Genomic DNA, 24,051 nt, shown 5'->3' with positions numbered 1-24,051 from the left:
CCAGGCGACAACGTGTCGATCACCGTTAAGCTGATCAACCCGATCGCGATGGAAGAAGGTCTGCGCTTCGCAATCCGCGAAGGCGGCCGTACCGTCGGCGCCGGCGTGGTTGCCAAGATCCTCGGCTAATAGGATGCCGGATTGCCACCCGGGGAACCGGGTGGTATAATCGCAATCCTTTGTGGTTTTACGTAGGGGCGTAGCTCAATTGGCAGAGCGTCGGTCTCCAAAACCGAAGGTTGGGGGTTCGAGGCCCTCCGCCCCTGCCACCGAATATGGTGCAGGGCACCGAAAGTAAAATATAAATGTCTAATCAATCCGTGCAGACCGTCAGCACGTCGAATGACAAGATTAAGGTTGCACTGGCAATTGTCGTTGCAATCGCAGGCGTGATAGGGTTTTACTACCTGTCGGACAAACCAGCTCTGGTACGCGCAGGCGCACTTGTGGCTGGTTTGGCTTTTGCCGTTTTGATCTTGTGGACTTCGTCGACTGGCCGTGATTTCCTGAATTTCGCTAAAGAAGCCGTTCGCGAGACGAAAAAGGTCGTGTGGCCTACCCGTCGCGAAGCAACCCAGATCACAGGCATCGTGTTTGCCTTCGTGCTGGTGATGGCGATCTTCCTGTGGGGCACGGACAAGACCTTGGAATTCCTGTTGTACGACGTCATTCTGGGAATACGAAAATAATGAGCGAAAATGTGCAAGACGACGCTCAGGGCGCAGTCCCTGAGCAAGACGCTGGCGCAGCGCCAATCAGCGTACCGGTGAGCAACAAGCGCTGGTACGTTGTGCATGCGTATTCCGGCATGGAGAAAAGCGTGCAGCGCGCGCTGACCGAGCGCGTCGAGCGCGCCGGCATGCAAGACCAGTTTGGCCAGATCCTGGTGCCGACCGAAGAAGTGGTCGAAGTCCGCAACGGCCAGAAGTCGGTCACCGAACGTCGTTTCTTCCCTGGCTACGTGCTGGTGGAAATGGAAATGACCGACGAAACCTGGCACCTGGTCAAGAACACCTCGAAAGTCACCGGCTTCATCGGCGGCAAATCGAACAAGCCGACCCCGATTCCTGCGCGCGAGATCGACAAGATCATGCAGCAGATGCAGGAAGGCGTCGAGAAGCCACGGCCGAAAGTGCTGTACGAAGTGGGCGAGCAAGTCCGTATCAAGGATGGCCCGTTCACCGACTTCAACGGCAACGTCGAGGAAGTCAACTACGAGAAATCGAAAGTGCGCGTCTCGGTCACCATTTTTGGCCGCGCAACGCCAGTCGAGCTCGAATTCGGCCAGGTCGAAAAAGTATAAATACCGTTCGCCAGAACGGGCGACGGTGTCAACACCCTAGTTAATCTGGCAAAAGAGGAGCCCCGCCCTGCATTTTTCGCATGGTGGGGCGCTACTACTCATATCCAAGACAGGAGCCATCATGGCAAAGAAAATCATTGGTTTTATCAAGCTGCAAGTGCCAGCTGGTAAAGCAAACCCATCCCCACCGATCGGCCCAGCACTGGGTCAGCGCGGTCTGAACATCATGGAATTCTGCAAAGCGTTCAACGCGCAGACCCAAGGTATGGAACCAGGCATGCCGATCCCTGTGGTGATCACCGCCTTCGCGGACAAGTCCTTCACCTTCGTGATGAAGACCCCACCAGCGACCTTCCTGATCAAGAAGCACTCGGGCGTGCAAAAAGGTTCGGCCAAGCCACATACCGACAAGGTAGGCAAGCTGACCCGCGCGCAAGCTGAAGAAATCGCTAAACTGAAAACCCCTGACCTGACCGCTGCCGACCTGGATGCTGCTGTACGCACCATCGCTGGTTCCGCACGTTCGATGGGCATCACCGTGGAAGGTCTGTAATCATGGCAAAACTGTCCAAACGCGCACAAGCCATCAAGGCCAAAGTTGACACCACCAAGAACTACTCGTTCGACAACGCTGTTGCTCTGATCAAAGAACTGGCCACCGCCAAGTTCAATGAATCGATCGACGTGTCGGTCCAACTGGGTGTGGATCCTAAGAAATCGGACCAGGTGGTTCGTGGTTCCGTGGTTCTGCCAGCCGGCACCGGTAAAACCGTTCGCGTAGCTGTGTTCGCTTCGGGCGACAAAGCCGAAGCCGCTAAAGCAGCTGGCGCCGACGTCGTTGGTATGGAAGACCTGGCCGAGCGCGTCAAAGCCGGCGACATGCCTTTCGATATCGTCATCGCTTCGCCAGACACCATGCGTATCGTTGGTACCCTGGGTCAGATCCTGGGCCCACGTGGCCTGATGCCTAACCCGAAAGTCGGCACCGTAACCCCTGACGTCGCTACCGCCGTGAAAAACGCGAAAGCCGGTCAAGTTCAGTACCGTACCGACAAAGCCGGTATCATCCACGCGACCATCGGCCGCAAATCGTTCAGCGATGCAGATCTGAAGACCAACCTGGTTGCTCTGATCGACGCCCTGAACAAAGCCAAGCCGGCATCGTCGAAAGGCGTGTACCTGCGTAAAGTGTCGCTGTCGTCGACGATGGGCGCTGGCGTCCGCGTTGACCAGGCTACCCTGGCCGCGTAATACCCGGTGTTCCAGCTGCTGACACGCGCAGCGTGTCAGCAGCTGGCACCGCTAGTTAAAAGTATTAAGCCCTCGTGCTGAAAAGCGCGGGGCAGTTCTTTGGGATGGCTGCCGTTTCGGCGGCAGCCGCAATCAAAGACCGTTGGGCTAGGTGCATCAGGCAGGCACCCGGTTAATTGAATGTTTCACCCAACGCAGATGGTGTTCCCGATCAAGTTTTGCAGTCCATTGGACTCCTAACCTCGGACGCCGTTGTTCGAACCGATGGCCGGCAATTACGCTGGTTATCATTTAAGGAGATTGACCGTGGGTCTCAATCTGAATGACAAAAAGGCCGTTGTTGCCGAAGTTTCCGCAAAAGTAGCAACTGCGCAAACTATCGTCGTGGCCGAGTATCGTGGCATCCAGGTTGCTCACTTGACGCAACTCCGTGCCAAAGCGCGCGCTCAAGGCGTGTACCTGCGAGTGTTGAAAAACACCCTCGCACGTCGCTCCGTTGAAGGCACGCAATTTGCCGCCCTGGCAGACAGCATGACCGGTCCGCTGATCTACTCGATCTCGGACGATGCCGTTGCAGCAGCTAAAGTCATCGCTGACTTCGCTAAAACCAACGACAAACTGGTCATCACTGCTGGTAACTACGCAGGCAAACAGCTGGATAAAGCAGCTGTTGCAGCGTTGGCGAGCATTCCTAGCCGTGAAGTCCTCATCTCGCAGCTGTTGGGCGTTATGCTGGCTCCGGTCTCGGGCTTTGCACGTGGTCTGGCTGCTCTGGCAGCGAAAAAATCCGAAGGCGCTCCTGCTGCTGCTGAAGTGGCAGCTGAAGAAGCCCCAGCTGCCTAAGCAGCGGATTTTTCCTCAAGTAGCATTCTGAATTAACGTATCAAAAAATTATTGGAGTTTCAAATGGCAATTAGCAAAGACGACATCCTGAACGCAGTTAGCGAAATGTCCGTAATGGACCTGAACGAACTGGTCAAAGCTTTCGAAGAAAAATTCGGCGTATCGGCTGCAGCAATGGCTGCTCCTGCTGCTGCTGGCGGCGGCGCTGCTGCTGCTGCTGAAGAGCAAACCGAGTTCAACCTGGTTCTGTCGGAAGTCGGCGCGAACAAAGTTGGCGTGATTAAAGCAGTTCGCGAAATCACCGGTCTGGGCCTGAAAGAAGCCAAAGATCTGGTCGATGGCGCACCAAAAACCGTAAAAGAAGCTCTGTCGAAAGCTGACGCTGAAGCCGCTAAGAAAAAGCTGGAAGAAGCTGGCGCCAAGGCCGACCTGAAGTAATTCGTAGTACCGGTGGCTAAGACTTGTACTTAGCAACCAAGAGCCAAAGCTAGAAGGTTTCCCCTTGAAAAAGGGGAAGCCTTCGGCTTTGGCTCCTTTGTCGTCTGTGTCGTATTTGTAGCGTTTTCCCGACGTTGCAGTTCCAATTGAATCAGCTGGAAATGGTAGAAGTTTCAGGTTTCGTCTGTGTGACAGACAGCCCGGTTCTTCCTGGAATACAGGCAAAACCTGAAATTTTTTCCCTTTCTGTCACTCACGGAGTGTCCATGCACTACTCATTTACTGAGAAGAAACGCATTCGCAAATCATTCGCGAAGCGCGCCAACGTTCACAACGTTCCGTTCCTGCTGGCTACCCAGCTCGAGTCCTACCACAGCTTCCTGCAAGAAGACGTTGCCCCGTCCGCGCGCAAGAACGATGGCCTGCAGTCGGCCTTTACCTCGATTTTCCCTATCGTTTCGCACAATGGTTTTGCGCGTCTCGAGTTCCTGTCGTACGTGCTGGGCGATCCTGCCTTTGACGTCAAGGAATGCCAACTGCGTGGCCTGACGTTCGCGTCGCCGCTGCGCGCCAAGGTGCGTCTGGTGATCCTGGACAAGGAATCGCCGACCAAGCCGGTCGTCAAAGAGATGAAGGAACAGGAAGTCTACATGGGCGAACTGCCCCTGATGACCTCCACCGGTTCGTTCGTTATCAATGGTACCGAGCGCGTCATCGTTTCGCAGCTGCACCGCTCCCCGGGCGTGTTCTTTGAGCACGACCGCGGCAAGACCCACTCGTCCGGCAAACTGCTGTTCTCGGCCCGTATCATCCCTTACCGCGGCTCGTGGCTGGACTTCGAGTTCGACCCGAAAGACATCCTGTACTTCCGCGTCGACCGTCGCCGCAAGATGCCGGTATCGATCCTGCTGAAAGCCATCGGCATGTCGCCGGAGCAGATCCTGGCCAACTTCTTCGTGTTCGACAACTTCCACCTGCGCTCGGAAGGCGCGGAAATGGAATTCGTCGCCGAACGCCTGCGCGGCGAAGTCGCGCGCTTCGACATCGTCGACCCGAAGACCGGCAAGACCATCGTCATGAAAGACAAGCGTATCAATGCCAAGCATGTACGCGACATCGACGCTGCCGGCCTGAAACACATCTCGGTACCGGAAGACTACCTGGTCGGCCGCGTGCTGGCCAAGAACATTGTTGATGCGGACACCGGCGAAGTCATCGCCAACGCCAACGATGAGCTGACCGACGAAGTGCTGAACCGCCTGCGCGACAGCAATGTGACCGACATCCAGACCCTGTACACCAACGATCTGGACCAGGGCGCCTACATCTCGCAGACCCTGCGCATCGACGACACCGCCGACCAGACCGCTGCCCGTATCGCCATCTACCGCATGATGCGTCCTGGCGAACCGCCAACCGAAGAGTCGGTGGAAGCGCTGTTCAACGGCCTGTTCTACAGCGCCGACCGTTACGACCTGTCGGCCGTGGGCCGCATGAAGTTCAACCGCCGCATCGGCCGTGATGAACTGACCGGCGCCATGACGCTGTCGAACGAAGACGTGCTGGCCGTGATCAAGATCCTGGTGGAACTGCGCAATGGCCGCGGCGAAGTCGACGATATCGATCACCTGGGCAACCGTCGCGTACGTTGCGTGGGCGAACTGGCTGAGAACCAATTCCGCGCCGGCCTGGTGCGTGTTGAGCGCGCCGTGAAAGAGCGTCTGGGTCAAGCTGAAGCGGACAACCTGATGCCGCACGACCTGATCAACTCGAAGCCGATCTCGGCAGCAATCCGCGAGTTCTTCGGTTCGTCGCAGCTGTCGCAGTTCATGGACCAGACCAACCCGCTGTCGGAAATCACCCACAAGCGCCGTGTTTCCGCGCTGGGCCCTGGCGGTCTGACCCGCGAACGCGCCGGCTTTGAAGTACGTGACGTGCACCCGACCCACTACGGCCGCGTGTGCCCGATCGAAACGCCTGAAGGCCCGAACATCGGTCTGATCAACTCGCTGGCACTGTACGCCCGCCTGAACGAATACGGCTTCCTGGAAACCCCATACCGCAAGGTAGAAGGTTCGAAAGTCACCGACCAGATCGATTACCTGTCGGCGATCGAAGAAGGCCGCTACATCATCGCCCAGGCGAATGCCAAAGTGAATGAACAAGGCCAACTGGTCGACGAACTGGTGTCGTCGCGTGAAGCCGGTGAAACCATCCTGGTGTCGCCAGAGCGCGTGCAGTACATGGACGTGGCCCCAGGCCAGATCGTATCCGTCGCAGCATCGCTGATTCCATTCCTGGAACACGATGACGCGAACCGTGCACTGATGGGCGCCAACATGCAGCGTCAGGCTGTACCTTGCCTGCGTCCTGAAAAGGCGCTGGTCGGTACCGGCATCGAACGTACCGTGGCAGTCGACTCCGGCACCACCGTGCAGGCAGTCCGTGGCGGTATCGTGGACTACATCGATGCAGGCCGTGTGGTGATTCGCGTCAACGACGACGAAGCGCAAGCTGGCGAAGTCGGCGTGGACATCTACAACCTGATCAAGTACACCCGTTCCAACCAGAACACCAACATCAACCAGCGTCCTATCGTGCAGCGCGGTGACCGTGTGGCCAAAGGCGACGTGATCGCCGACGGCGCATCGACCGATCTGGGCGAACTGGCACTGGGCCAGAACATGACCGTGGCCTTCATGCCGTGGAATGGTCTGAACTTCGAAGACTCGATCCTGATCTCGGAAAACGTCGTGAAAGACGACCGTTACACCTCGATCCACATCGAAGAGCTGTCGGTTGTTGCACGTGACACCAAACTGGGCGCGGAAGAAATCACCCGCGACATTTCGAACCTGGCCGAGAACCAACTGGCTCGCCTGGACGAATCCGGTATCGTGTACATCGGCGCTGAAGTGCAGGCCGGCGACACCCTGGTTGGTAAAGTGACGCCTAAAGGCGAAACCCAGCTGACCCCGGAAGAGAAGCTGCTGCGCGCCATCTTCGGTGAAAAAGCATCGGACGTGAAAGACACCTCGCTGCGCGTGCCTTCGGGCATGGTCGGCACCGTGATCGACGTTCAAGTGTTCACCCGCGAAGGCATCGTGCGCGACAAACGCGCCCAGCAGATCATCGACGATGAACTGAAACGCTTCCGCCTGGACCTGAACGACCAGATGCGTATCGTGGAAGGCGACGCCTTCCAGCGTCTGGAGAAGATGCTGATTGGCCAAGTGGTCAACGGCGGTCCGAAGAAGCTGGCCAAAGGCGCCAAGATCACCAAGGACTACCTGGACGATCTGGACAAGTACCACTGGTTCGACATCCGCCCTGCGGACGACGCCGCTGCTACCGCGCTGGAAGCGATCAAGGAATCGATCAACGAGAAGCGCCACCAGTTCGACCTGGCCTTCGAAGAGAAGCGCAAGAAACTGACCCAGGGCGACGAGCTGCAACCTGGCGTGCAGAAAATGGTCAAGGTGTACCTGGCCGTTAAACGCCGCCTGCAGTCGGGCGACAAGATGGCAGGCCGCCACGGTAACAAGGGTGTGGTCTCGCGTATCGTGCCGGTGGAAGACATGCCGCACATGGCGGACGGTACCCCGGCCGACGTGGTGCTGAACCCGCTGGGTGTTCCGTCCCGTATGAACGTGGGTCAGATCCTGGAAACCCACTTGGGTTGGGCAGCAAAAGGCCTGGGTATCCGTATCAGCGAAATGCTGGCACAGCAGATCAAAGTGGAAGAGATGCGCAAGTATCTGACCACGGTCTACAACGAATCGGGCCGTCCGGAAGATCTGGACAAGTTCGACGACGAAGAGATCATGAAGCTGGCGCACAACCTGAAAAAAGGTGTGCCGTTCGCAACGCCGGTGTTTGACGGTGCGCACGAGTCGGAAATCCGCCGCATGCTGGACCTGGCCTATCCGGACGATATCGCCAACCACCTGGGCATGACCGCCTCGAAGAACCAGGTCACCATGTACGACGGCCGCACTGGCGAAGCCTTCGAACGTAAAGTGACCGTGGGCGTGATGCACATGCTGAAACTGCACCACTTGGTCGACGACAAGATGCACGCGCGTTCGACCGGTCCATACTCGCTGGTGACGCAGCAGCCGCTGGGCGGTAAAGCCCAGTTCGGCGGCCAGCGCTTCGGTGAGATGGAGGTGTGGGCACTGGAAGCGTACGGCGCATCGTACGTGCTGCAAGAAATGCTGACCGTGAAGTCCGATGACGTGAATGGCCGTACCAAAGTGTACGAAAACCTCGTCAAGGGCGACCACGTGATCGATGCCGGCATGCCGGAATCGTTCAACGTGCTGGTGAAAGAGATCCGTTCCCTGGGTATCGATATCGACCTGGAACGCAACTAAGACACACGCACGGGCCCCGCTGGCATTCGCCGGCGGGGCAGTTTAAAGAATTCATCACTACCTGGAGTGATACATGAAAGCACTGCTCGATCTATTCAAGCAAGTACAGACGAACGAGACCTTTGACGCGATCAAAATCGGTCTTGCTTCGCCTGAAAAAATCCGTTCGTGGTCCTACGGCGAAGTTAAAAAGCCGGAAACCATCAACTACCGTACCTTCAAGCCAGAGCGCGACGGTCTGTTCTGCGCCAAGATCTTTGGCCCGATCAAGGACTACGAGTGCCTGTGCGGTAAATACAAGCGCCTGAAACACCGCGGCGTGATCTGCGAAAAATGCGGCGTTGAAGTCACGCTGGCCAAAGTGCGCCGTGAGCGCATGGGCCACATCGAACTGGCTTCGCCTACCGCCCACATCTGGTTCCTGAAATCGCTGCCGTCGCGTCTGGGCATGGTGCTGGACATGACCCTGCGCGATATCGAACGCGTGCTGTACTTCGAAGCATATGTCGTGACCGATCCAGGCATGACCCCGCTGAAGAAGTGCCAGATCATGTCGGAAGACGACTACGCCGCCAAGTACGAAGAGTACGGCGACGACTTTACCGCCTTCATGGGCGCTGAAGGTATCCGCGAACTGCTGCGCTCGATCGACATCCACCGCGATGCCGAGACCCTGCGCGTGGAACTGAAGGAATCGAAGTCCGAAGCCAAGATCAAGAAATACGCCAAGCGTCTGAAAGTGCTGGAAGCGTTCCAGCGTTCGGGCATCAAGCCTGAGTGGATGATCATGGAAGTGCTGCCGGTGCTGCCACCGGAACTGCGCCCGCTGGTGCCACTGGACGGCGGCCGTTTCGCGACCTCGGATCTGAACGATCTGTATCGCCGCGTGATCAACCGTAACAACCGTCTGAAACGCCTGATGGAGCTGCGCGCTCCAGAGATCATCACGCGTAACGAAAAGCGCATGCTGCAAGAAGCAGTGGACTCGCTGCTGGACAACGGCCGTCGCGGCAAAGCGATGACCGGCGCCAACAAGCGTCCGCTGAAATCGCTGGCTGAGATGATCAAAGGTAAGGGCGGCCGCTTCCGTCAGAACTTGCTGGGTAAGCGCGTCGACTACTCGGGCCGTTCGGTCATCGTGGTGGGTCCGCAGCTGAAACTGCACCAGTGCGGTCTGCCGAAGCTGATGGCGCTGGAACTGTTCAAGCCGTTCATCTTCAACAAGCTGGAACTGATGGGCTTGGCTACCACGATCAAGGCCGCTAAAAAGCTGGTCGAGATCCAAGAGCCAGTCGTCTGGGACATCCTGGAAGACGTGATCCGCGAACATCCGATCATGCTGAACCGTGCACCAACCCTGCACCGTCTGGGCATCCAGGCTTTCGAGCCGGTCCTGATCGAAGGTAAAGCAATCCAACTGCACCCACTGGTCTGCGCGGCATTCAATGCTGACTTCGACGGTGACCAGATGGCAGTTCACGTACCGCTGTCGATCGAAGCACAGATGGAAGCCCGCACCCTGATGCTGGCTTCGAACAACATCCTGTTCCCATCGAACGGCGAACCATCGATCGTTCCTTCGCAGGATATCGTGCTGGGTCTGTACTACGCGACCCGCGAAGCGATCAACGCGAAAAACGAAGGTATGCTGTTCCCTGACGTGTCGGAAGTCATCCGTGCTTACGACAACAAGGAAGTGGAACTGACCACCCGTATTACCGTGCGTATCGTTGAGAATCCTAAGGATCCAGTGACGGGCGAATTCGTCCGCACCGTGACCCGCTACGAAACCACGGTTGGCCGCGCCATCCTGTCGGAAATCCTGCCGAAGGGCCTGCCGTTCAGCGTGCTGAACCGCGCCCTGAAGAAGAAAGAAATTTCGAAGCTGATCAACACCTCGTTCCGTAAGTGCGGCCTGCGCGCTACCGTGGTGTTCGCTGACCAGCTGATGCAGTCGGGCTTCCGCCTGGCGACCCGCGCCGGTATTTCGATCTGCGTGGACGACATGCTGGTACCGCCACAAAAAGTCACCCTGATTTCGACTGCAGAGTCGGAAGTCAAACAGATCGAGCAGCAGTACGCTTCGGGTCTGGTGACCGCTGGCGAGCGTTACAACAAAGTGGTCGACATCTGGGGCAAGACTTCCGACGAAGTCGGCAAGGCCATGATGGACCAGCTGAAAGTGGAAGACGTCATCAAGCGTGACGGCACCAAGTCGACCCAGGAATCGTTCAACGCGATTTACATGATGGCTGACTCGGGCGCACGTGGTTCGGCAGCACAGATTCGCCAGCTGGCGGGTATGCGTGGTCTGATGGCGAAACCGGACGGTTCGATTATTGAAACGCCGATTACCGCGAACTTCCGCGAAGGTCTGAACGTTCTGCAGTACTTCATCTCGACCCACGGCGCTCGTAAAGGTCTGGCCGACACGGCACTGAAAACCGCGAACTCGGGTTACCTGACCCGTCGTCTGGTCGACGTGACCCAGGATCTGGTCGTCATCGAAGACGATTGCGGCACCAGCAACGGTACCGTGATGAAGGCAATGGTTGAGGGCGGTGAAGTCATCGAAGCCCTGCGCGACCGTATCTTGGGCCGTGTGGCTGGTACTGACATCGTCAATCCAGAAACCCAGGCTACCCTGTACGAAGCCGGCACGCTGCTGGACGAAGACATGGTCGAAGAGATCGAGCGCGTCGGCATCGACGAAGTGAAGGTCCGTACCCCGCTGACTTGCGACACCCGCTACGGCCTGTGCGCCAAGTGCTACGGCCGCGACCTGGGCCGCGGCCTGCTGGTCAACGCCGGCGAAGCAGTTGGTGTGGTGGCAGCACAGTCGATCGGTGAGCCGGGTACCCAGCTGACCATGCGTACCTTCCACATCGGTGGTGCGGCATCGCGTGCAGCAGTGGCGTCGTCGGTGGAAGCCAAGTCGAACGGCACCATCCGCTTCACTTCGACCATGCGTTATGTGACCAACGGCAAAGGCGCGCAAATCGTCATTTCCCGTTCGGGCGAAGTACTGATCACCGACGACCACGGCCGTGAGCGCGAGCGCCACAAAGTGCCGTACGGCGCGACCCTGATCGTCAAGGATGGCCTGACCGTTAAGGCTGGCACCGCCCTGGCAACCTGGGATCCGCTGACCCGTCCGATCATTACCGAGTACGCCGGTACGGTGCGTTTCGAGAACGTCGAAGAAGGCGTGACCGTGGCCCGTCAGGTGGACGAAGTGACCGGTCTGGCGACCCTGGTGGTAATCGATGCGAAACGTCGTGGTTCGCTGACCAAGACCATGCGTCCGCAGGTGAAACTGCTGAACGAAGATGGCAACGAAGTGAAGATCGCCGGCACCGAACACGCTGTAGCGATTGGCTTCCAGGTTGGCGCGCTGATCATGGTGAAAGACGGCCAGGCGGTATCGGTGGGTGAAGTGCTGGCACGTATCCCGACCGAATCGCAGAAAACCCGTGACATTACCGGTGGTCTGCCACGCGTTGCCGAACTGTTCGAAGCACGTTCGCCGAAAGATGCGGGCATGCTGGCGGAAGTGACCGGTACTGTTGCCTTCGGTAAAGAAACCAAGGGTAAGCAGCGTCTGGAAATCACCGATATGGACGGCAACAAGCACGAGTTCCTGATTACCAAGGATAAACAAGTGCTGGTCCACGACGGTCAAGTCGTGAACAAAGGTGAGATGATTGTTGACGGCCCAGCCGATCCACAAGACATCCTGCGCCTGCTGGGTATCGAAGCGCTGGCGCGCTACATCGTTGACGAAGTGCAGGACGTGTACCGTCTGCAGGGCGTGAAGATTAACGACAAGCACATCGAGGTGATCGTTCGCCAGATGCTGCGTCGTGTTCAGATCGTCAATGCCGGCGACACCAACTACATCGTTGGCGAGCAAGTGGAGCGTTCGGAGCTGCTGGAAGAAAACGATCGCGTCACCGCAGAGAACAAGATCCCTGCGACCTACGAAAACGTGCTGCTGGGTATTACCAAGGCATCGCTGTCGACCGATTCGTTCATCTCGGCCGCATCGTTCCAGGAAACCACCCGCGTGCTGACCGAAGCGGCGATCATGGGCAAACGCGACGGTCTGCGTGGCCTGAAAGAAAACGTGATCGTTGGCCGTCTGATCCCTGGCGGTACCGGCCTGGCCTTCCACCGCGCTCGCAAAGAGAAAGAGCAGTGGGAAGTCGAAGAGCGTCAAGCTCTGCTGGCAGCTGAAAAAGCCGCCATGTCCGGCGGCGATGTGGAAACCACTGAAGTGGCTCCGCACAGCGACGAAGCGTAATTCCTTAAGCTGCAAATAGAAACGGCACCCTCGGGTGCCGTTTTTTTATCTGAAGCTTAATTGGCGCTTATTTGAATAAGCAGTTTTGCGGCTCTTCGCGCTGCACGCCAGCGGGCACCGGCTCGCTTCCCGGCGTACTCATAAACATCTCCAGCTTGCAGCGGTCGGCCGCCATCGAATAACGAATAATATGCAGCATGCCCGGTTCCGGCGTAAATGAGAAATCTCCCTCGCAGGTATAAGTCACCATATTCCCGTGAATACGCGCCTGGATATAAAAGTTCGTCTGCTTATTGGAAGGAATGCGGAATTGTTTTCCGCTAGGCGAGGTAATCTCATTACGCTGCCCGCAAAACCCTTGCTGGCCGATGGTAAAGCGATCGACATCCCCCACCAGCGCCACAACAGCTTTGGGTGCATCTTGCTGCGCCAGCGCCGAGGCGCAGGGAAGTGACAGGAGCAGGGTGAGGAGTGCAGGCGTGTATCGAAGGTGCATGAGGAGCTAGTTAACTAATATAGATATGCAATTATTAATCATGCCGATCAGTCTGTACACTATTGATTCGTTCGTTAAGGCAATTCGGTGATAACCGCGCCACTACTAATTGATGCCGCCAGCTTGCTGATGTTGTCCCCGAACTTTTTGAACAGATGGTTTTTGCTGCAATTTCCGCAGCGAACCCATAATATTTGAGGCTTGAGACTGCCTAGATGTGCTCGATGTATAAAATCAGAATCCTTGCTAACGATTATTAAATCGTTCAATCGGGCATACTGCCAAATTATTTCATCCGTAGCCGCCTCCAATCCAATATCGCTGACGTGCAGGCTGTCCAGCCCTTTTTGCTGAAGAAAACGCGCCAAGGCGCCTGGCAACTGATTATCGATCAGGAATTTCACGTTGATTTATAGTGGAATTTTATCTAGCCGTTCCGCCGCATATAGAAGGGATGCCCGAATATCCTCTTCTTGTAAAAATGGATAATCCGCCAGTATCTCATCGTGGCCAACGCCGGAGCCGAGCAGGCTGAGGATGTCGCACACGCGAATGCGGAGATTGCGGATGCAGGGACGTCCGCCGCATTGCTCGGGGTTGATGGTGACTCGTTCCAGCAAATCGATCTTCATGTTGGCTCCTTTGAGGTTACTTCACTATACTCCATCCCTGCTCAAGGATTGGGCAGTTGTCTGGCGCAAGCTTGTCGCATAGCAAGAGCTGCGCGCGCGGCACGGTACAACAGGGCGAAACCCTTTCTTTTCCATGCCAGCAAATAGTTCGTTCATGCTAAGATTTGGCTCATGATCGCTCAAGCCCTCTTCACTCCCGCCCAGCAGAAACTGCTGGGCTTGCTGTTTGTACGTGTGAATCAAGGATTCCACTTGAATGAGATCATGCGCCTGACCGGCCTGGGCAGCGCATCGGCGCAGCGTGAACTGAAGCGGCTGCATGAGTCGGGCGTGATCGTGTCGGAACGGATCGGCAATGTGCGCCGCTTCAAGCCGAACAAGGATTGCATCGTGTTCGGCGAATTGAGCGGCTTGGTGAAGAAAACCTTCGGCCTGGTCAGCGTGTTGAATTCGGCTTTGGCGCCGCTGCAGCATGTGCTGAATGTGGCCTTTGTTTATGGCGCCACCGCCAAGGAACATGAAGGCATGGATACTGCCGTTGAATTACTGCTGATCGGCGATAACACCAGCTACGGTGAGTTATTATCCCGCCTGCCGGTTGCCGAACGTTTATTGCGCCGTAAAATCAATCCCAACCTTTATTCGATTCCCGATTTTAAACGCCGGCTGCGCGAACAGCAGCCATTTATTCTCGAGGTTTTACGCGGCCAAAAGATTTATGTATTGGGCGATGAAACCGATCTGGAAAAAGTCAGCGGCGACGATTTAAATCAATTGGTCGGGTAAGGAAACGACAGCGCAAAGCGCGTATATTTTCCCGCCTGCGATTCACACTGAATATTGCCGCCAAACGCGGTAATCACTTTGCGGCAAAACGCCAATCCCATGCCGGTGCCGCCGGTGCTGTAAAACGGTTCAAATACATGCGGCAATATATCGTCGGGAATCCCCGAGCCGGTATCGGTAATCATTAATTGCCGGCCCGTCAGCCGGATCTCCACCTCGCCCCGCCCGGCCGCCTTGATCGCGTGCAGGGCGTTCTTGAACAGGTTGTACAGCACGTACACCAGCAGCACGTCCGAGCCGAAGAAGGTGAAATCTTCCGCCCCCCGCACCCGGACTTTTTCCCGCATCGTGGTTTCAAACGGATAGCTGGCCAGTGCCTCCTCCACGCATTTCTTGATTGAATGGTTGGCAAAATCGCTACGTGCCAACGTGCCGGCGCGCGCCGAGGCCAGCATCATGTCGACGATGAAATTCGACCGGCTGATCTCGTTCTCGATGTATTGGTTGATTTGTTGCATGTATTGCAATTGCGCCATCGACAGCGTGGGCGCCACCAGCTGCGCTTCCACTGCACGCTGATAGCCTGCGAGCAAATCCGGCAGGCAGCGGCTGAGGATGCGCGACTGGTTGCGGATGGTGGCCAGCGGGGTGCGCATTTCGTGGGCGATGGTGGCGGCCACTTCCAGCGGGTCGGCCAGCAGGTTATAGCGCACCATCGCCTGCGCGATCAGCCCCAGGCTGGTGGCGACGAACAGCACGCCCGGCGGGTAGAACTGCACGCCGTAGTTGCACAGGTAGTCGACCGAGGCAAAAAAGTAAATCAGCAGGCTGACCAGGCAGTAGCGCAGCCGAGTGCGCTCGGTCGACACCGCCATGCGCTGGCGGCGGTACAGCAGCCACAGCCCGCGCCCGACCACCAGCGCGGTTTGCAGCAGGTGCAGCGGATGCAGCAGGCCGGCGCGCGGGTAGAATCCGAAGAAGTAGCGATACAGCCCGGCCACCAGCCAGTCGCTGGTCAGCAGCAGCAGTCCCAGCACGCCAGCCGCGGTGTAGGACAGGGCCACCCAGCGCCCCTCGCCGCGCTGCGCCGTCAGCTCGGCAATGAAATGGTAGAGCGTGGTCGGCAGGAACAGGATCAGCAGGTAGCCGAGCTTGGCCAGCGACAGTGCGGCATGCTCGTCGTCCATCTGGAACAGGATGGCCCAGGTAAATTGCCAGCAAAAGGTGGTGGAGCACAGCAGGAAGAAGGTCAGGCTGATGCGGTTGACGCCGCGCGAGTGCAGCACATAGGCGCCGTAGCACAGGAACAGCAGGGAAACCACGGCTGGCAGGAGGGAATGCATGATGCAGGTTCCAAACGAGTGAGAGGTCAGACAAGTATTGCGCTTGATGAAGACGTTTGCTCATTTATCGCAACAGCGTTTGCGCCAGATCAAACTTCCTGCGCGCCAACTCCCGCGTACTGGTGCTGCCCGGTTGCCGGGTAACCTACTCAAGGAGTGTCATCATGCTGATGCAAGTCACCAACCAAACCTTCACCCACTCGCTGACCATTTACCTCAAGGATTCCAACGCCTACGGCAATACCTACTTTGCGCGCTATTTCGAATGGCAAGGCATCTGCCGCGAAAAGTGGTTCTTCGAGTGCATTTCGCGCGACATGCTGCAGAACGAGGGCGTGTTCATCACCAAGCACGCGGAGCAGGATTATTTGCAGGAGACTTTCCCGTTTCAGGAAATTGCCTGCGAGTTGAACGCTTATGACGTCAAGAAGTGCTCATTCTGGCTGGAGTTTCGCTTTTATGCCGACGGCAAGCCGGTTTCGGTAGGGCGCCAGCAGATTGTGTTTGCCAACCACGCCAAGCAGATCACTGCACTGCCGGCGGCGGTGATTGAGCGCGTCAAGCAGTACGCCAAGTAAAGGAGGGGCGGCGGGCCGGACGGCCCGCCTTTTAGAGGATTATTGCTGCGCCGCGATCCAGCGGTCGACCTTCTCTTCCAGCAGGGCCAGCGGCACGGTGCCGTCGCCCAGCACCACGGCGTGGAAGGCCGGCAGGCTGAACTTCTCGCCCAGCGCTTGCTCGGCGCGCGCGCGCAGTTGCTGGATCTTCAGCGAACCTACCTTGTAGCCCAGCGCCTGGCCCGGCCACGCCATGTAGCGCTCGGTCTCGGTCTTGGCCACCACGTCATAGCCCAGCGTGTCCTTCATGTACTGGATGCTTTGTTCGCGGGTCCAGCCCTTGGCGTGCATGCCGGTGTCCACCACCAGGCGCACGGCGCGCAGCATTTCATCGTTCAGGTGGCCGAAGTACTGGGCCGGATCTTCAAACAGCCCCATCTGCTTGCCCAGCGTTTCCGCATACAGCGCCCAGCCTTCGGTAAAGGCATTGTTGCCGCCGAATTTACGGAAGTTCGGCAGGTTCAGTTCCTGCGTCAGGGCGATGTGGAAGTGGTGGCCGGGCTTGCCTTCGTGCAGGAACAAGGTCGTCATGCCGGTGCTGCCGTACTTGGTCGGGTCGTTGACCACCGACCAGAATACGCCCGGACGCGAACCGTCGCCGGCCGGCGAGGTGTAATGGTCGGAGGCGGTGGCGCGGCTCAGCTCAGGCTCGAGGCGCAAGTCCAGCTTGGCTTTCGGGATCAGGGTGAATAGCTGCGGCAGCTTGGTGTCGAGTACGTCGCTGAGCTTGTGATAGACCGCCTGCACTTCCTCTTCAGTTTTGAACGGGTAGAACTTCGCCTGCGCCGCTACCCACACCGGCAGGCCGGCGGCCGGGCCGGTGTAGCCCAGTTTTGGTCCCACGATGGCAAATTCGGACTGGATGCGCGCCACTTCTTTCAGGCCGATGGCGTGGATTTCTTCCGGTTTGAGTGAAGTTGTAGTCGCGTTTGCGACGCGGGCCTGGTACCAGGCGGCGCCATCCGGCAGCGCGCCGAGGCCGGTCGAGGTGCGGCAGGCCGGCACATATTCTTTTTCCAGGAAGGTGGACAGGCGCGCCAGCGCCGGCATCAGCTTGTCGTTGATGGTCTTGCGGTAGGCGGCGCTCAGGCGCTGTTTGTCGGCGTCGGAGAATGCGGCCGGCAGCTTGGTGATCGGCGTGTAATAGATGCTGGCTTCCGGCGTCGCGCTGACCAGCTGTTTGAATTGCGGCAGGGCCGAGACCATGATGGCTTGCGGCTGGGTCACGCCTTTTTTCATGCCTGCGCGCATATTGGCAATGGCCTGGTCGATCCAGGCCGGCAGCTGCGCCACGCGGCTCAGGTAAGCTTCATATTCCTTGACGGTACCGATCGGCTGCGAGGCTTCGCCGCCCGCGTAGTTGGCCAGCGTCACCGGCAGGCTGTCCATCTGGCTGATCGGCAGCAAGTGTTCAGGGAAGCGCTCCATCGCCAGCAGGCCGCGCAGTTCGTATTGCAGGATGTCGTAGTTGATGCGGTCTTTGGCGTCCAGCTGCGCTCGCGGGATGGCTTGCAGGCGCTGTGCAAACTGGCGGTACAGCTTGAACTGCGCGGCGCGCTTGGCCGGCGCGATGCTCATGCCCAGCTGATCGTCGAAGCGGTTATCGCCGTTTTCCGTCGCACCGATCGGCTCGAAGCGGGCTTGCGCGTCGTAGTACTGATCGGCAATGGCCAGCAGGGCTTTGTGGGCCGGCGCGGCGCTCGCTTGCGGCACCGGCGCCACGGTAGCGGCATGGGCGGCGCCCAGCGGGGCAAAGGCCAGCGCGATAGCGGCGGCCAGGGGAGCGATGATGTTGCGGCGATACGTCATGTGAAAGTCCTCGGTGTAACAAAGTTGGCCGACAGCATAAGCCATCCAGGGGCGAGCGCGGGGACAAATTTGTATCAGCGACACATTGTTTTGTAGCTGCAAGACTCGCTTCCAAATTGCTATTTATTTTGTCGATTTAACTATCGGATGAGGAGTAAGATTGGTTCCCACAGCACCCAACAATAACAACAGGGGGATGTATGAAAGCGTTGAAGAAGGCAGGCCTGGCGCTGGCCGTGATCGCGCCGCTGCAAGCTTTTGCAGCCGACACCGTCAACTGGACCAAGTGGGATGACGCCAGTACCGGACACTTCATGTACGGGATGAGCAACATCACCGTCACCTACACCGGCGAAACCTTGGGCATGGATCCCAGCGCATACATCTACGATGTGCCGTCTTCCTTCACCAACGCCGAGGTCACCAACACGCCGGGCACCAATGGCACCATCCTGATGTCGGGCGGCGGCCCGTATCTGGTGAACAATTTCCATTTCAGCGCGCCAGTGACGAATCCCTATCTTGATATGTTCAGTGTGGGACAAGGGGGCGTGCCGGTCAGCTTCGTGTTCCTGAACGGCAGCTTCAGCATTCTGGCGCAGGGTTCCGGTCACTGGGGCGGCGGCACGCTGATGCAGAGCGGGATGGCGGCGACTGGGGTGGAAGGCAACGGTCTGCTGAAGTTCTACGGTACCTACACCGACATCAGCTTCCTCACGCCGAACGGTGAGTTTTATTACGGCGCCACGGTTGGCGGCCTCGTCGCAGGGGTGCCGGAACCGGCCACCTACGCCATGCTGCTGGCCGGCCTGGGCCTCACCGCCGCATTGGCCCGTCGCAAGAATAAGCAATAACAACAAGTGTTCTACGCCATTGGCCGCGCCACGTGCGCGGCCTTTTTTTTAGGCGGCCGCTTCCGCGAAGCGGCTTTCGTACAGTGCCGCCACCAGGTCCGACTGGGTGACGATGCCGACAAATCGCTGTTCTTGATCAACGATCGGGATGTGGTGGAAGCCAGAGTCCGCCATCAGCGGCACCAGGTCGACGATCGGTGTGTCGACCCGCGCGGTGGTCGGGTGGGCGCTCATGATCTGGCCCACCACTTCAGCTTTTTCGGTGTGGGTGACGCCGCTCTTGCGCAGGAAACGCTGCAGTTGCTGGCGGATGCTGCCGTAATCGTCCAGTCCGCCGTGTTCGAGGAAGTCGCTCTGGGTGACGATGCCGATCACGCGGCGCGCCCGGTTCAGCACCGGCAGCGCCGCCACGCGGTGGCTGCGCATTTGCTGCCAGGCTGCCGCCAGCCCGGTGCCGAATTCGGCGCTGATGGTGTCGCGCGACATGATGTCTGCGCAATTGATGATGCCGAAGCGGCGCTGGTAGGCGCGCTGCTCGGTCTGCATGAACAGCGATTCGAGATCGTCGCGGCTGATGTCCAGCACCTGGTTGTGCTGTTGCAGCACGGCGTCCAGGTCCTCCGGCTTGAAGCCCAGGCGCACGGTCGGCACCGCATCCTTGGTGGCGTGCGGATTGATGTGCGGATTCTGCTGCTGGTGTGGATAGCTGCGGCCGGTCAGGTTGTTGTAGGTAATGGCCATCAGTACCAGCAGCACGGAGTCGGCCAGTACCGTCATCAGCACGAATTCGAAGCCGGCCGCCTGCACGGCGGCGCCGCCGATCACGGTGGTCAGCGCCACCGCGCCGCCGGGCGGATGCAGGCAGCGCATCATGAACATGGCGGCAATCGCGCCGCCGCAAGCGACACCAGCCAGCAGCGGCAAGGGCAGGGCGTGGCCCAGCCAGCGCACGCAGGCCACACCCACCAGCCCGCTGATGACGTTGCCGCCGATCACGGACCACGGCTGCGCCAGCGGACTGGCCGGCAGCGCAAACAGCAGCACGGAGGAGGCGCCGATCGGCGCGACCAGGAATGCGGCGGCATGGGTCGATTGCAGCAGCGCCTTGCTGACGATGGCGGTGAGCATGATGCCGAGCAGGGCGCCGACGGCGGCGCGCAATTGTTCACGGCGGTTGGCGGTGGCGGGGCTGGGCAGCCAGCTGGCAAACAGGGCGCGCATGGGCTTAATCAAGTATTTAAAAAGATGCATTATCGCACTTTATTGGTGCGAGACCAGCCCCAGGGGGAGGGAGGTGGTGATCTTGATCTGCTCCATTGAAAACGCCGAGGACACGCCGTTGAGCTGCACGGATTTGATCAATTTCTTGTAAAAGCGGTCATATCCTTCAATATCGCTGGTAACCACCTTTAACAGGTAATCAACGTCGCCGCTCATGCGGTGGAATTCCTGCACTTCCGGCAAGGCCGCCACGGCATCGGCAAAGCGCGCGAACCAGTTTTCGTCGTGCTGGGTGATGCGGATGCTGACAAATACCGTCACCGGCAGGCCAACCTTGCGACGGTTGATGATGGCCACCCGGTTCTCGATAAAGCCTTCCTCTTCCAGCCGCCGCAGGCGCTTCCAGCACGGCGTCGAGGACAGGCCGATCTGCTCGCTGAGCTGGGCGACGGACAGGGTGCCGTCGCGTTGCAAGGCGTCGAGGATAGCGTAATCGTAGCGGTCAAGTTGGTTCATTCTAAGAATCGATTAATGGAAGCATGAAATATCTACATATTAGGCATTAAGGCGATACTTTGGTATGTTTATTTCAGCACCAGTGCGTAAGCTATACGCATGAATACCGAAATCTATCTCGACAGCAACGCCACCAGCGTTGTCCTGCCTGCCGCCATCGCAGCGGCCACCGACGCCATGCGCCAGCGCTACGGCAATCCGAGCAGCACGCACGCCACCGGGCTGCAAGCCAAAGCCATGCTCGACGAGGCGCGCGCCTGCGCCGTGCGCCTGCTGGGCGTGGGTAGTGGCCGCCTGATGTTCAACAGCGGCGCCACCGAAGGCATCCAGACCGCCGTGCTGTCCGCGCTGGTGTCGCTGCGTGAGCGCCGTGATGCGGGCGAGGCCATCGGCGCGCTGCTGGTCTACGGCGCCACCGAACACAAAGCCGTGCCGGAAAGCCTGGCGCACTGGAACCGCCTGCTGGGCCTGAACCTGACGCTGCACAAGCTGCCGGTCGATCACGACGGTGCCCACCGCCTTAACGCGCTGCGCGAAGTCGCACCGCAAGCGGCGATGGTGTGTACGATGGCGGCCAACAATGAAACCGGCGTCGTCAGCGACCTGGCCGGCATTGCCGCCGCGCTGGAAGGCAGCAAGGCGCTGTGGCTGGTCGACTGCGTGCAGGCGCTGGGCAAGCTCAAACTGGATCTGTCGTCTACCCGCATCGATTACGCGCCGTTCTCCGGGCATAAACTGTATGCGCCGAAAGGCATCGGCATGCTGTACGTGCGTGCCGGTGCGCCGTTCACGCCATTGATCATGGGCGGCGGGCAGGAAGCGGGCCAGCGCTCGGGCACTGAAAACATGGCCGGCATTGCCGCGCTGGGCGCAGTGCTGGCGGCGCTGGAGCGCGGCGACACCTTCCGCAGCGCCGCCGAACTGTGCGGCTTCCGCGCACGTCTGGCCGATAGCCTGCGCGCCGCGTTGCCGGGCGTGGTGTTCAACAACCCGTTCGACAAGGCCTTGCCGACCACGCTGAACTTCTCCGTGCCGGGCTTGTCCAGCCGCGAGTTGATGGATGTGTTCGACGCGGCCGAGGTGCGCGTCAGCGCCGGCAGCGCCTGTTCCTCGTCCAAAGCGGCCCCGAGCTATGTGCTGGATGCGATGGGCCTGCCGCTGTGGCGCAGCGCCGGCGCGATCCGCATGTCGTTCGGTCCGCTGGCCGACGAGACCACCATTGCCGCCGCCTGCGAACGCATCGAACGCTGCGGCGCGGCCTTGCGCGCCAGTTGCCTGATTCCATCCGAACGCAGCGCCGCGCCGCAGGACGGCTTGCTGCAACTGGGCGTGGAGGGCGCGTGCAGCTGGATGGTGCTGGACGCCGCCAGCCGCAGCTGCATCGTCATCGATCCGCTGCCGGATCATGTGGCGCGCATCGAGTCGTATGTGCGCTGCCAGAACTATCAGGTGCAAGCCATCGTCAGCACCCTGCCGAATGCCGGCCGCGCCATGCTGATCGACGCGCTGGGCCGCCATTACAACCGCCAGGTGGAAGCCGATGAATACGGCTGGCCGCAGCAAGCCGCCAGCATCGCGCTCGACAATGGCGCCCGCGCCGCCGCTATTGCGCTGGGTGAACAAGTGTTGGCCTGCGTACCGTGCGGCAGCGGCGACGAGTTGCGCGCCTACCTGCTGGGCACGGTACACGGCGGTGCCTTGCCGGTGGCTTCGGTGCGCTTTGCGTTCAGCGCGCGTCCTGCCTTGCAGGGTTTGCGCGCGGTCAGTGGCGAGCAAACCCTGTTGTGTCCGACCCGCGATGAGGCCAACCAGTTCTGTACCATCGCCGCACCGGTGGCCAGCATCGCTGCCGACGCGCAGCTCGACCGCGCTGCGCTGGAAGCCTTCTTGCAAGCCCATCCGGACGCCCGCCTGGTCGATGTGCGCGAGCCGTATGAATTCGCTGCCACCGTGGCGCCATCGCTGGCCGGCCGCGCCGCTGTCAGCGTGCCGCTCAGCCGCCTGGCCGAGCACGCCAGCGTATGGCTGCGCGCCGAGCGCACTCCGCTGGTGTTCTTCTGCCGCAGCGGCAACCGCAGCATGAAGGCCGCGCAACTGCTGCGCCGCCTCGGTCACCAGCAAGCCTACAGCCTCAACGGCGGTCTCGCTTTGTCCAACCCGCTGCTGCTGGCGGCGTAAAGTCGGCGCTACTTTGTTTTTTGTCAGACATGGCGGCGTGATATGACGGCAGACTGGGCGGATGCCGAATTCCGCTCAGCCTGCCCGATACGATCTGCCTTGGAAAGCCGTATTGACGCATGCTTTCCATCCCTTCATGGATTTTTACTTTCCTGAGTTCAGCGCCCACATCGACTGGACGCAGCGGCCGCGCTTTTGCGACAAGGAGCTGGCAGGATTCGGTATCGGCACAGCGCCGGACCTGATGGTAGCGGACATGTTGGTTGAGATCTTCATGTGTGAGGGCCGTCAACAACGACTGTTACTCCATATTGAAATCCAAACGCAGCGCGATGCGTCGTTGGCCCGGCGCGTGCACGATTACAACTACCGCATCGGCAAGGCGTGCAGGCAACCAGTGACCAGCATGGTGTTGCTGGCCGATACAGACCCTAGCTGGCGTCCTCGCAGCTTTCGCGAGCGCGTGCGGGGCAATGCCAGGACCTATACTTTTACTACCGCCAAGCTGCTGGATTGCGTCCGCGACGTGGATGCGTTGGCGGCTTCGGACAATCCGGTTGCGTGGTTCACGCTAGCACACTGGCGCACGCAGCAGACCCAACATCATCCTCGCAAACGCTACGCCGCCAAGCTGCACCTAACCAGGCTATTGTTCCGACATGGTTGGAGCGACAGGCGCATAATGGTTTTATTCAATGCGATCAACTGGATGATGGTGCTGCCTGAGCCGTATCAGCGGCGCTATTGGCAAGCTGTCCTTCGATTGGAAAAGGAGCGCGACATGAAATTGCTCAACCCACTGGAACAAATGTTCTTTGATGATGGCATTAAGAAAGGCCGGGAACAGGGGCTTGAGCAAGGTCTTGAACAGGGTCTTGAACAAGGTCTTGAACAAGGCCGGGCGGAGGGGCGCACGGAAGGTGCGGCTGCACTGTTGGAGCGCTTGCTGACGCAGCGCTTCGGGCCGCTGCCGCAAACTGTCCGGCGTAAGCTGGCCAAGGCCAGTGTCGCGCAGGTGGAAGCCTGGAGCGACGCGCTGGCGGGGGCGCAATCGCTGAAACAAGTCTTCGGCTGACCTCGTGTGT

Annotated in this window: 20 protein-coding genes, 1 tRNA gene and 1 pseudogene; 15 read left to right on the top strand and 7 right to left on the bottom strand. The window is 59.1% G+C overall.

Annotation, left to right across the window (positions count from 1 at the left end):
• From BMZ70_RS27315 to rpoC, 10 genes and pseudogenes are all read left to right on the top strand, one after another.
• Positions 1-129, top strand: a pseudogene (locus tag BMZ70_RS27315) (elongation factor Tu); the annotation flags it as partial.
• Positions 130-193: 64 nt separating this feature from the next.
• Positions 194-269: transfer RNA gene (locus tag BMZ70_RS27310), tRNA-Trp, on the top strand.
• A 36-nt stretch (positions 270-305) separates the two neighbouring features.
• Positions 306-689 carry a preprotein translocase subunit SecE gene (gene secE / locus BMZ70_RS27305; RefSeq protein ID WP_092281526.1) on the top strand — a complete coding sequence of 128 codons (384 nt, stop codon included), beginning with the start codon at positions 306-308 and terminating at the stop codon, positions 687-689.
• Positions 689-1,303, top strand: a complete 615-nt coding sequence (gene nusG, locus BMZ70_RS27300) for a transcription termination/antitermination protein NusG (RefSeq protein ID WP_092281524.1) — start codon at positions 689-691, stop codon at positions 1,301-1,303. The genes secE and nusG overlap by 1 nt, the downstream gene beginning before the upstream one ends.
• Positions 1,304-1,424: 121 nt before the next feature.
• Positions 1,425-1,856, top strand: a complete 432-nt coding sequence (gene rplK / locus BMZ70_RS27295) for a 50S ribosomal protein L11 (protein WP_072789258.1) — start codon at positions 1,425-1,427, stop codon at positions 1,854-1,856.
• Positions 1,857-1,858: 2 nt separating this feature from the next.
• Positions 1,859-2,554: a 50S ribosomal protein L1 gene (rplA, locus tag BMZ70_RS27290; protein ID WP_092281522.1), complete on the top strand. Its 696-nt coding sequence runs from the start codon at positions 1,859-1,861 to the stop codon at positions 2,552-2,554.
• Positions 2,555-2,860: 306 nt separating this feature from the next.
• Complete coding sequence (gene rplJ, locus BMZ70_RS27285; RefSeq protein WP_092281520.1) at positions 2,861-3,397, top strand: 50S ribosomal protein L10; 537 nt, start codon at positions 2,861-2,863, stop codon at positions 3,395-3,397.
• Between the two features lie 63 nt (positions 3,398-3,460).
• Complete coding sequence (gene rplL, locus BMZ70_RS27280; RefSeq protein WP_092281518.1) at positions 3,461-3,835, top strand: 50S ribosomal protein L7/L12; 375 nt, start codon at positions 3,461-3,463, stop codon at positions 3,833-3,835.
• Positions 3,836-4,101: 266 nt separating this feature from the next.
• On the top strand, positions 4,102-8,211 hold the full coding sequence (rpoB, locus tag BMZ70_RS27275; protein WP_092281516.1) for a DNA-directed RNA polymerase subunit beta: 4,110 nt from the start codon (positions 4,102-4,104) through the stop codon (positions 8,209-8,211).
• A 73-nt stretch (positions 8,212-8,284) separates the two neighbouring features.
• Complete coding sequence (gene rpoC / locus BMZ70_RS27270; protein ID WP_092281514.1) at positions 8,285-12,514, top strand: DNA-directed RNA polymerase subunit beta'; 4,230 nt, start codon at positions 8,285-8,287, stop codon at positions 12,512-12,514.
• 67 nt (positions 12,515-12,581) lie between these two features.
• Here the strand turns inward: rpoC and BMZ70_RS27265 are convergent, their stop codons facing one another.
• The 3 genes from BMZ70_RS27265 to BMZ70_RS27260 all read right to left on the bottom strand — a co-directional run bounded on the left by BMZ70_RS27265 (position 12,582) and on the right by BMZ70_RS27260 (position 13,642).
• Positions 12,582-13,010, bottom strand: a complete 429-nt coding sequence (locus tag BMZ70_RS27265; RefSeq protein WP_092281512.1) for a hypothetical protein — start codon at positions 13,008-13,010, stop codon at positions 12,582-12,584.
• Positions 13,011-13,084: 74 nt separating this feature from the next.
• On the bottom strand, positions 13,085-13,414 hold the full coding sequence (locus BMZ70_RS28215) for a DUF5615 family PIN-like protein (RefSeq protein ID WP_130301040.1): 330 nt from the start codon (positions 13,412-13,414) through the stop codon (positions 13,085-13,087).
• Positions 13,415-13,420: 6 nt separating this feature from the next.
• Positions 13,421-13,642 carry a DUF433 domain-containing protein gene (locus tag BMZ70_RS27260; RefSeq protein ID WP_092281510.1) on the bottom strand — a complete coding sequence of 74 codons (222 nt, stop codon included), beginning with the start codon at positions 13,640-13,642 and terminating at the stop codon, positions 13,421-13,423.
• A 171-nt stretch (positions 13,643-13,813) separates the two neighbouring features.
• Here BMZ70_RS27260 and BMZ70_RS27255 point away from each other — a divergent pair, with 171 nt between their 5' ends.
• Complete coding sequence (locus BMZ70_RS27255) at positions 13,814-14,428, top strand: helix-turn-helix domain-containing protein (protein WP_092281508.1); 615 nt, start codon at positions 13,814-13,816, stop codon at positions 14,426-14,428.
• Here BMZ70_RS27255 and BMZ70_RS27250 read toward each other — a convergent pair.
• Positions 14,413-15,771, bottom strand: a complete 1,359-nt coding sequence (locus BMZ70_RS27250; RefSeq protein WP_092281506.1) for a sensor histidine kinase — start codon at positions 15,769-15,771, stop codon at positions 14,413-14,415. The genes BMZ70_RS27255 and BMZ70_RS27250 overlap by 16 nt on opposite strands.
• A gap of 164 nt (positions 15,772-15,935) precedes the next feature.
• On the opposite strand from BMZ70_RS27250, the gene BMZ70_RS27245 reads away from it, so the two are divergent.
• The gene (locus BMZ70_RS27245) at positions 15,936-16,349 is read left to right on the top strand and encodes an acyl-CoA thioesterase (protein WP_092281504.1); all 414 of its coding nucleotides are present in this window, start codon (positions 15,936-15,938) and stop codon (positions 16,347-16,349) included.
• A gap of 39 nt (positions 16,350-16,388) precedes the next feature.
• Here BMZ70_RS27245 and BMZ70_RS27240 read toward each other — a convergent pair whose 3' ends face one another.
• Positions 16,389-18,197 (bottom strand): DUF885 domain-containing protein, encoded by a 1,809-nt coding sequence (locus BMZ70_RS27240; RefSeq protein WP_092281502.1) that lies wholly within the window; start codon positions 18,195-18,197, stop codon positions 16,389-16,391.
• A gap of 200 nt (positions 18,198-18,397) precedes the next feature.
• On the opposite strand from BMZ70_RS27240, the gene BMZ70_RS27235 reads away from it, so the two are divergent.
• Complete coding sequence (locus tag BMZ70_RS27235; protein WP_092281500.1) at positions 18,398-19,051, top strand: PEP-CTERM sorting domain-containing protein; 654 nt, start codon at positions 18,398-18,400, stop codon at positions 19,049-19,051.
• 48 nt (positions 19,052-19,099) lie between these two features.
• Here BMZ70_RS27235 and BMZ70_RS27230 read toward each other — a convergent pair whose 3' ends face one another.
• Both BMZ70_RS27230 and BMZ70_RS27225 read right to left on the bottom strand, forming a co-directional pair.
• A complete protein-coding gene (locus BMZ70_RS27230; RefSeq protein ID WP_092281498.1) occupies positions 19,100-20,272 on the bottom strand; it encodes an HPP family protein in 1,173 nt (390 codons plus the stop codon).
• Positions 20,273-20,311: 39 nt separating this feature from the next.
• Positions 20,312-20,788, bottom strand: a complete 477-nt coding sequence (locus BMZ70_RS27225; RefSeq protein WP_092281496.1) for an Lrp/AsnC family transcriptional regulator — start codon at positions 20,786-20,788, stop codon at positions 20,312-20,314.
• Between the two features lie 99 nt (positions 20,789-20,887).
• Here BMZ70_RS27225 and BMZ70_RS27220 point away from each other — a divergent pair, with 99 nt between their 5' ends.
• Complete coding sequence (locus BMZ70_RS27220) at positions 20,888-22,966, top strand: aminotransferase class V-fold PLP-dependent enzyme (protein ID WP_092281494.1); 2,079 nt, start codon at positions 20,888-20,890, stop codon at positions 22,964-22,966.
• A gap of 112 nt (positions 22,967-23,078) precedes the next feature.
• Complete coding sequence (locus BMZ70_RS27215; RefSeq protein WP_165403579.1) at positions 23,079-24,041, top strand: DUF4351 domain-containing protein; 963 nt, start codon at positions 23,079-23,081, stop codon at positions 24,039-24,041.
• Positions 24,042-24,051 lie beyond the last annotated feature (10 nt).

This window comes from Duganella sp. CF402, from assembly GCF_900109645.1.
Lineage (GTDB): Bacteria > Pseudomonadota > Gammaproteobacteria > Burkholderiales > Burkholderiaceae_D > Rugamonas.
This window is presented reverse-complemented; position numbering and strand designations above follow the sequence as displayed.

Excerpts from the sequence above, each read along its gene's own strand:
- BMZ70_RS27225 (WP_092281496.1), bottom strand. The coding sequence starts at position 20,788 with ATGAACCAACTTGACCGCTACGATTACGCTATCCTCGACGCCTTGCAA.
- BMZ70_RS27240 (WP_092281502.1), bottom strand. The coding sequence starts at position 18,197 with ATGACGTATCGCCGCAACATCATCGCTCCCCTGGCCGCCGCTATCGCG.
- BMZ70_RS27245 (WP_092281504.1), top strand. The coding sequence starts at position 15,936 with ATGCTGATGCAAGTCACCAACCAAACCTTCACCCACTCGCTGACCATT.
- secE (WP_092281526.1), top strand. The coding sequence starts at position 306 with ATGTCTAATCAATCCGTGCAGACCGTCAGCACGTCGAATGACAAGATT.
- rplL (WP_092281518.1), top strand. The coding sequence starts at position 3,461 with ATGGCAATTAGCAAAGACGACATCCTGAACGCAGTTAGCGAAATGTCC.
- BMZ70_RS27265 (WP_092281512.1), bottom strand. The coding sequence starts at position 13,010 with ATGCACCTTCGATACACGCCTGCACTCCTCACCCTGCTCCTGTCACTT.
- BMZ70_RS27255 (WP_092281508.1), top strand. The coding sequence starts at position 13,814 with ATGATCGCTCAAGCCCTCTTCACTCCCGCCCAGCAGAAACTGCTGGGC.
- BMZ70_RS27250 (WP_092281506.1), bottom strand. The coding sequence starts at position 15,771 with ATGCATTCCCTCCTGCCAGCCGTGGTTTCCCTGCTGTTCCTGTGCTAC.
- rpoB (WP_092281516.1), top strand. The coding sequence starts at position 4,102 with ATGCACTACTCATTTACTGAGAAGAAACGCATTCGCAAATCATTCGCG.
- BMZ70_RS27260 (WP_092281510.1), bottom strand. The coding sequence starts at position 13,642 with ATGAAGATCGATTTGCTGGAACGAGTCACCATCAACCCCGAGCAATGC.
- BMZ70_RS27235 (WP_092281500.1), top strand. The coding sequence starts at position 18,398 with ATGAAAGCGTTGAAGAAGGCAGGCCTGGCGCTGGCCGTGATCGCGCCG.
- rpoC (WP_092281514.1), top strand. The coding sequence starts at position 8,285 with ATGAAAGCACTGCTCGATCTATTCAAGCAAGTACAGACGAACGAGACC.
- BMZ70_RS27230 (WP_092281498.1), bottom strand. The coding sequence starts at position 20,272 with ATGCGCGCCCTGTTTGCCAGCTGGCTGCCCAGCCCCGCCACCGCCAAC.
- rplA (WP_092281522.1), top strand. The coding sequence starts at position 1,859 with ATGGCAAAACTGTCCAAACGCGCACAAGCCATCAAGGCCAAAGTTGAC.
- nusG (WP_092281524.1), top strand. The coding sequence starts at position 689 with ATGAGCGAAAATGTGCAAGACGACGCTCAGGGCGCAGTCCCTGAGCAA.
- BMZ70_RS27220 (WP_092281494.1), top strand. The coding sequence starts at position 20,888 with ATGAATACCGAAATCTATCTCGACAGCAACGCCACCAGCGTTGTCCTG.
- rplK (WP_072789258.1), top strand. The coding sequence starts at position 1,425 with ATGGCAAAGAAAATCATTGGTTTTATCAAGCTGCAAGTGCCAGCTGGT.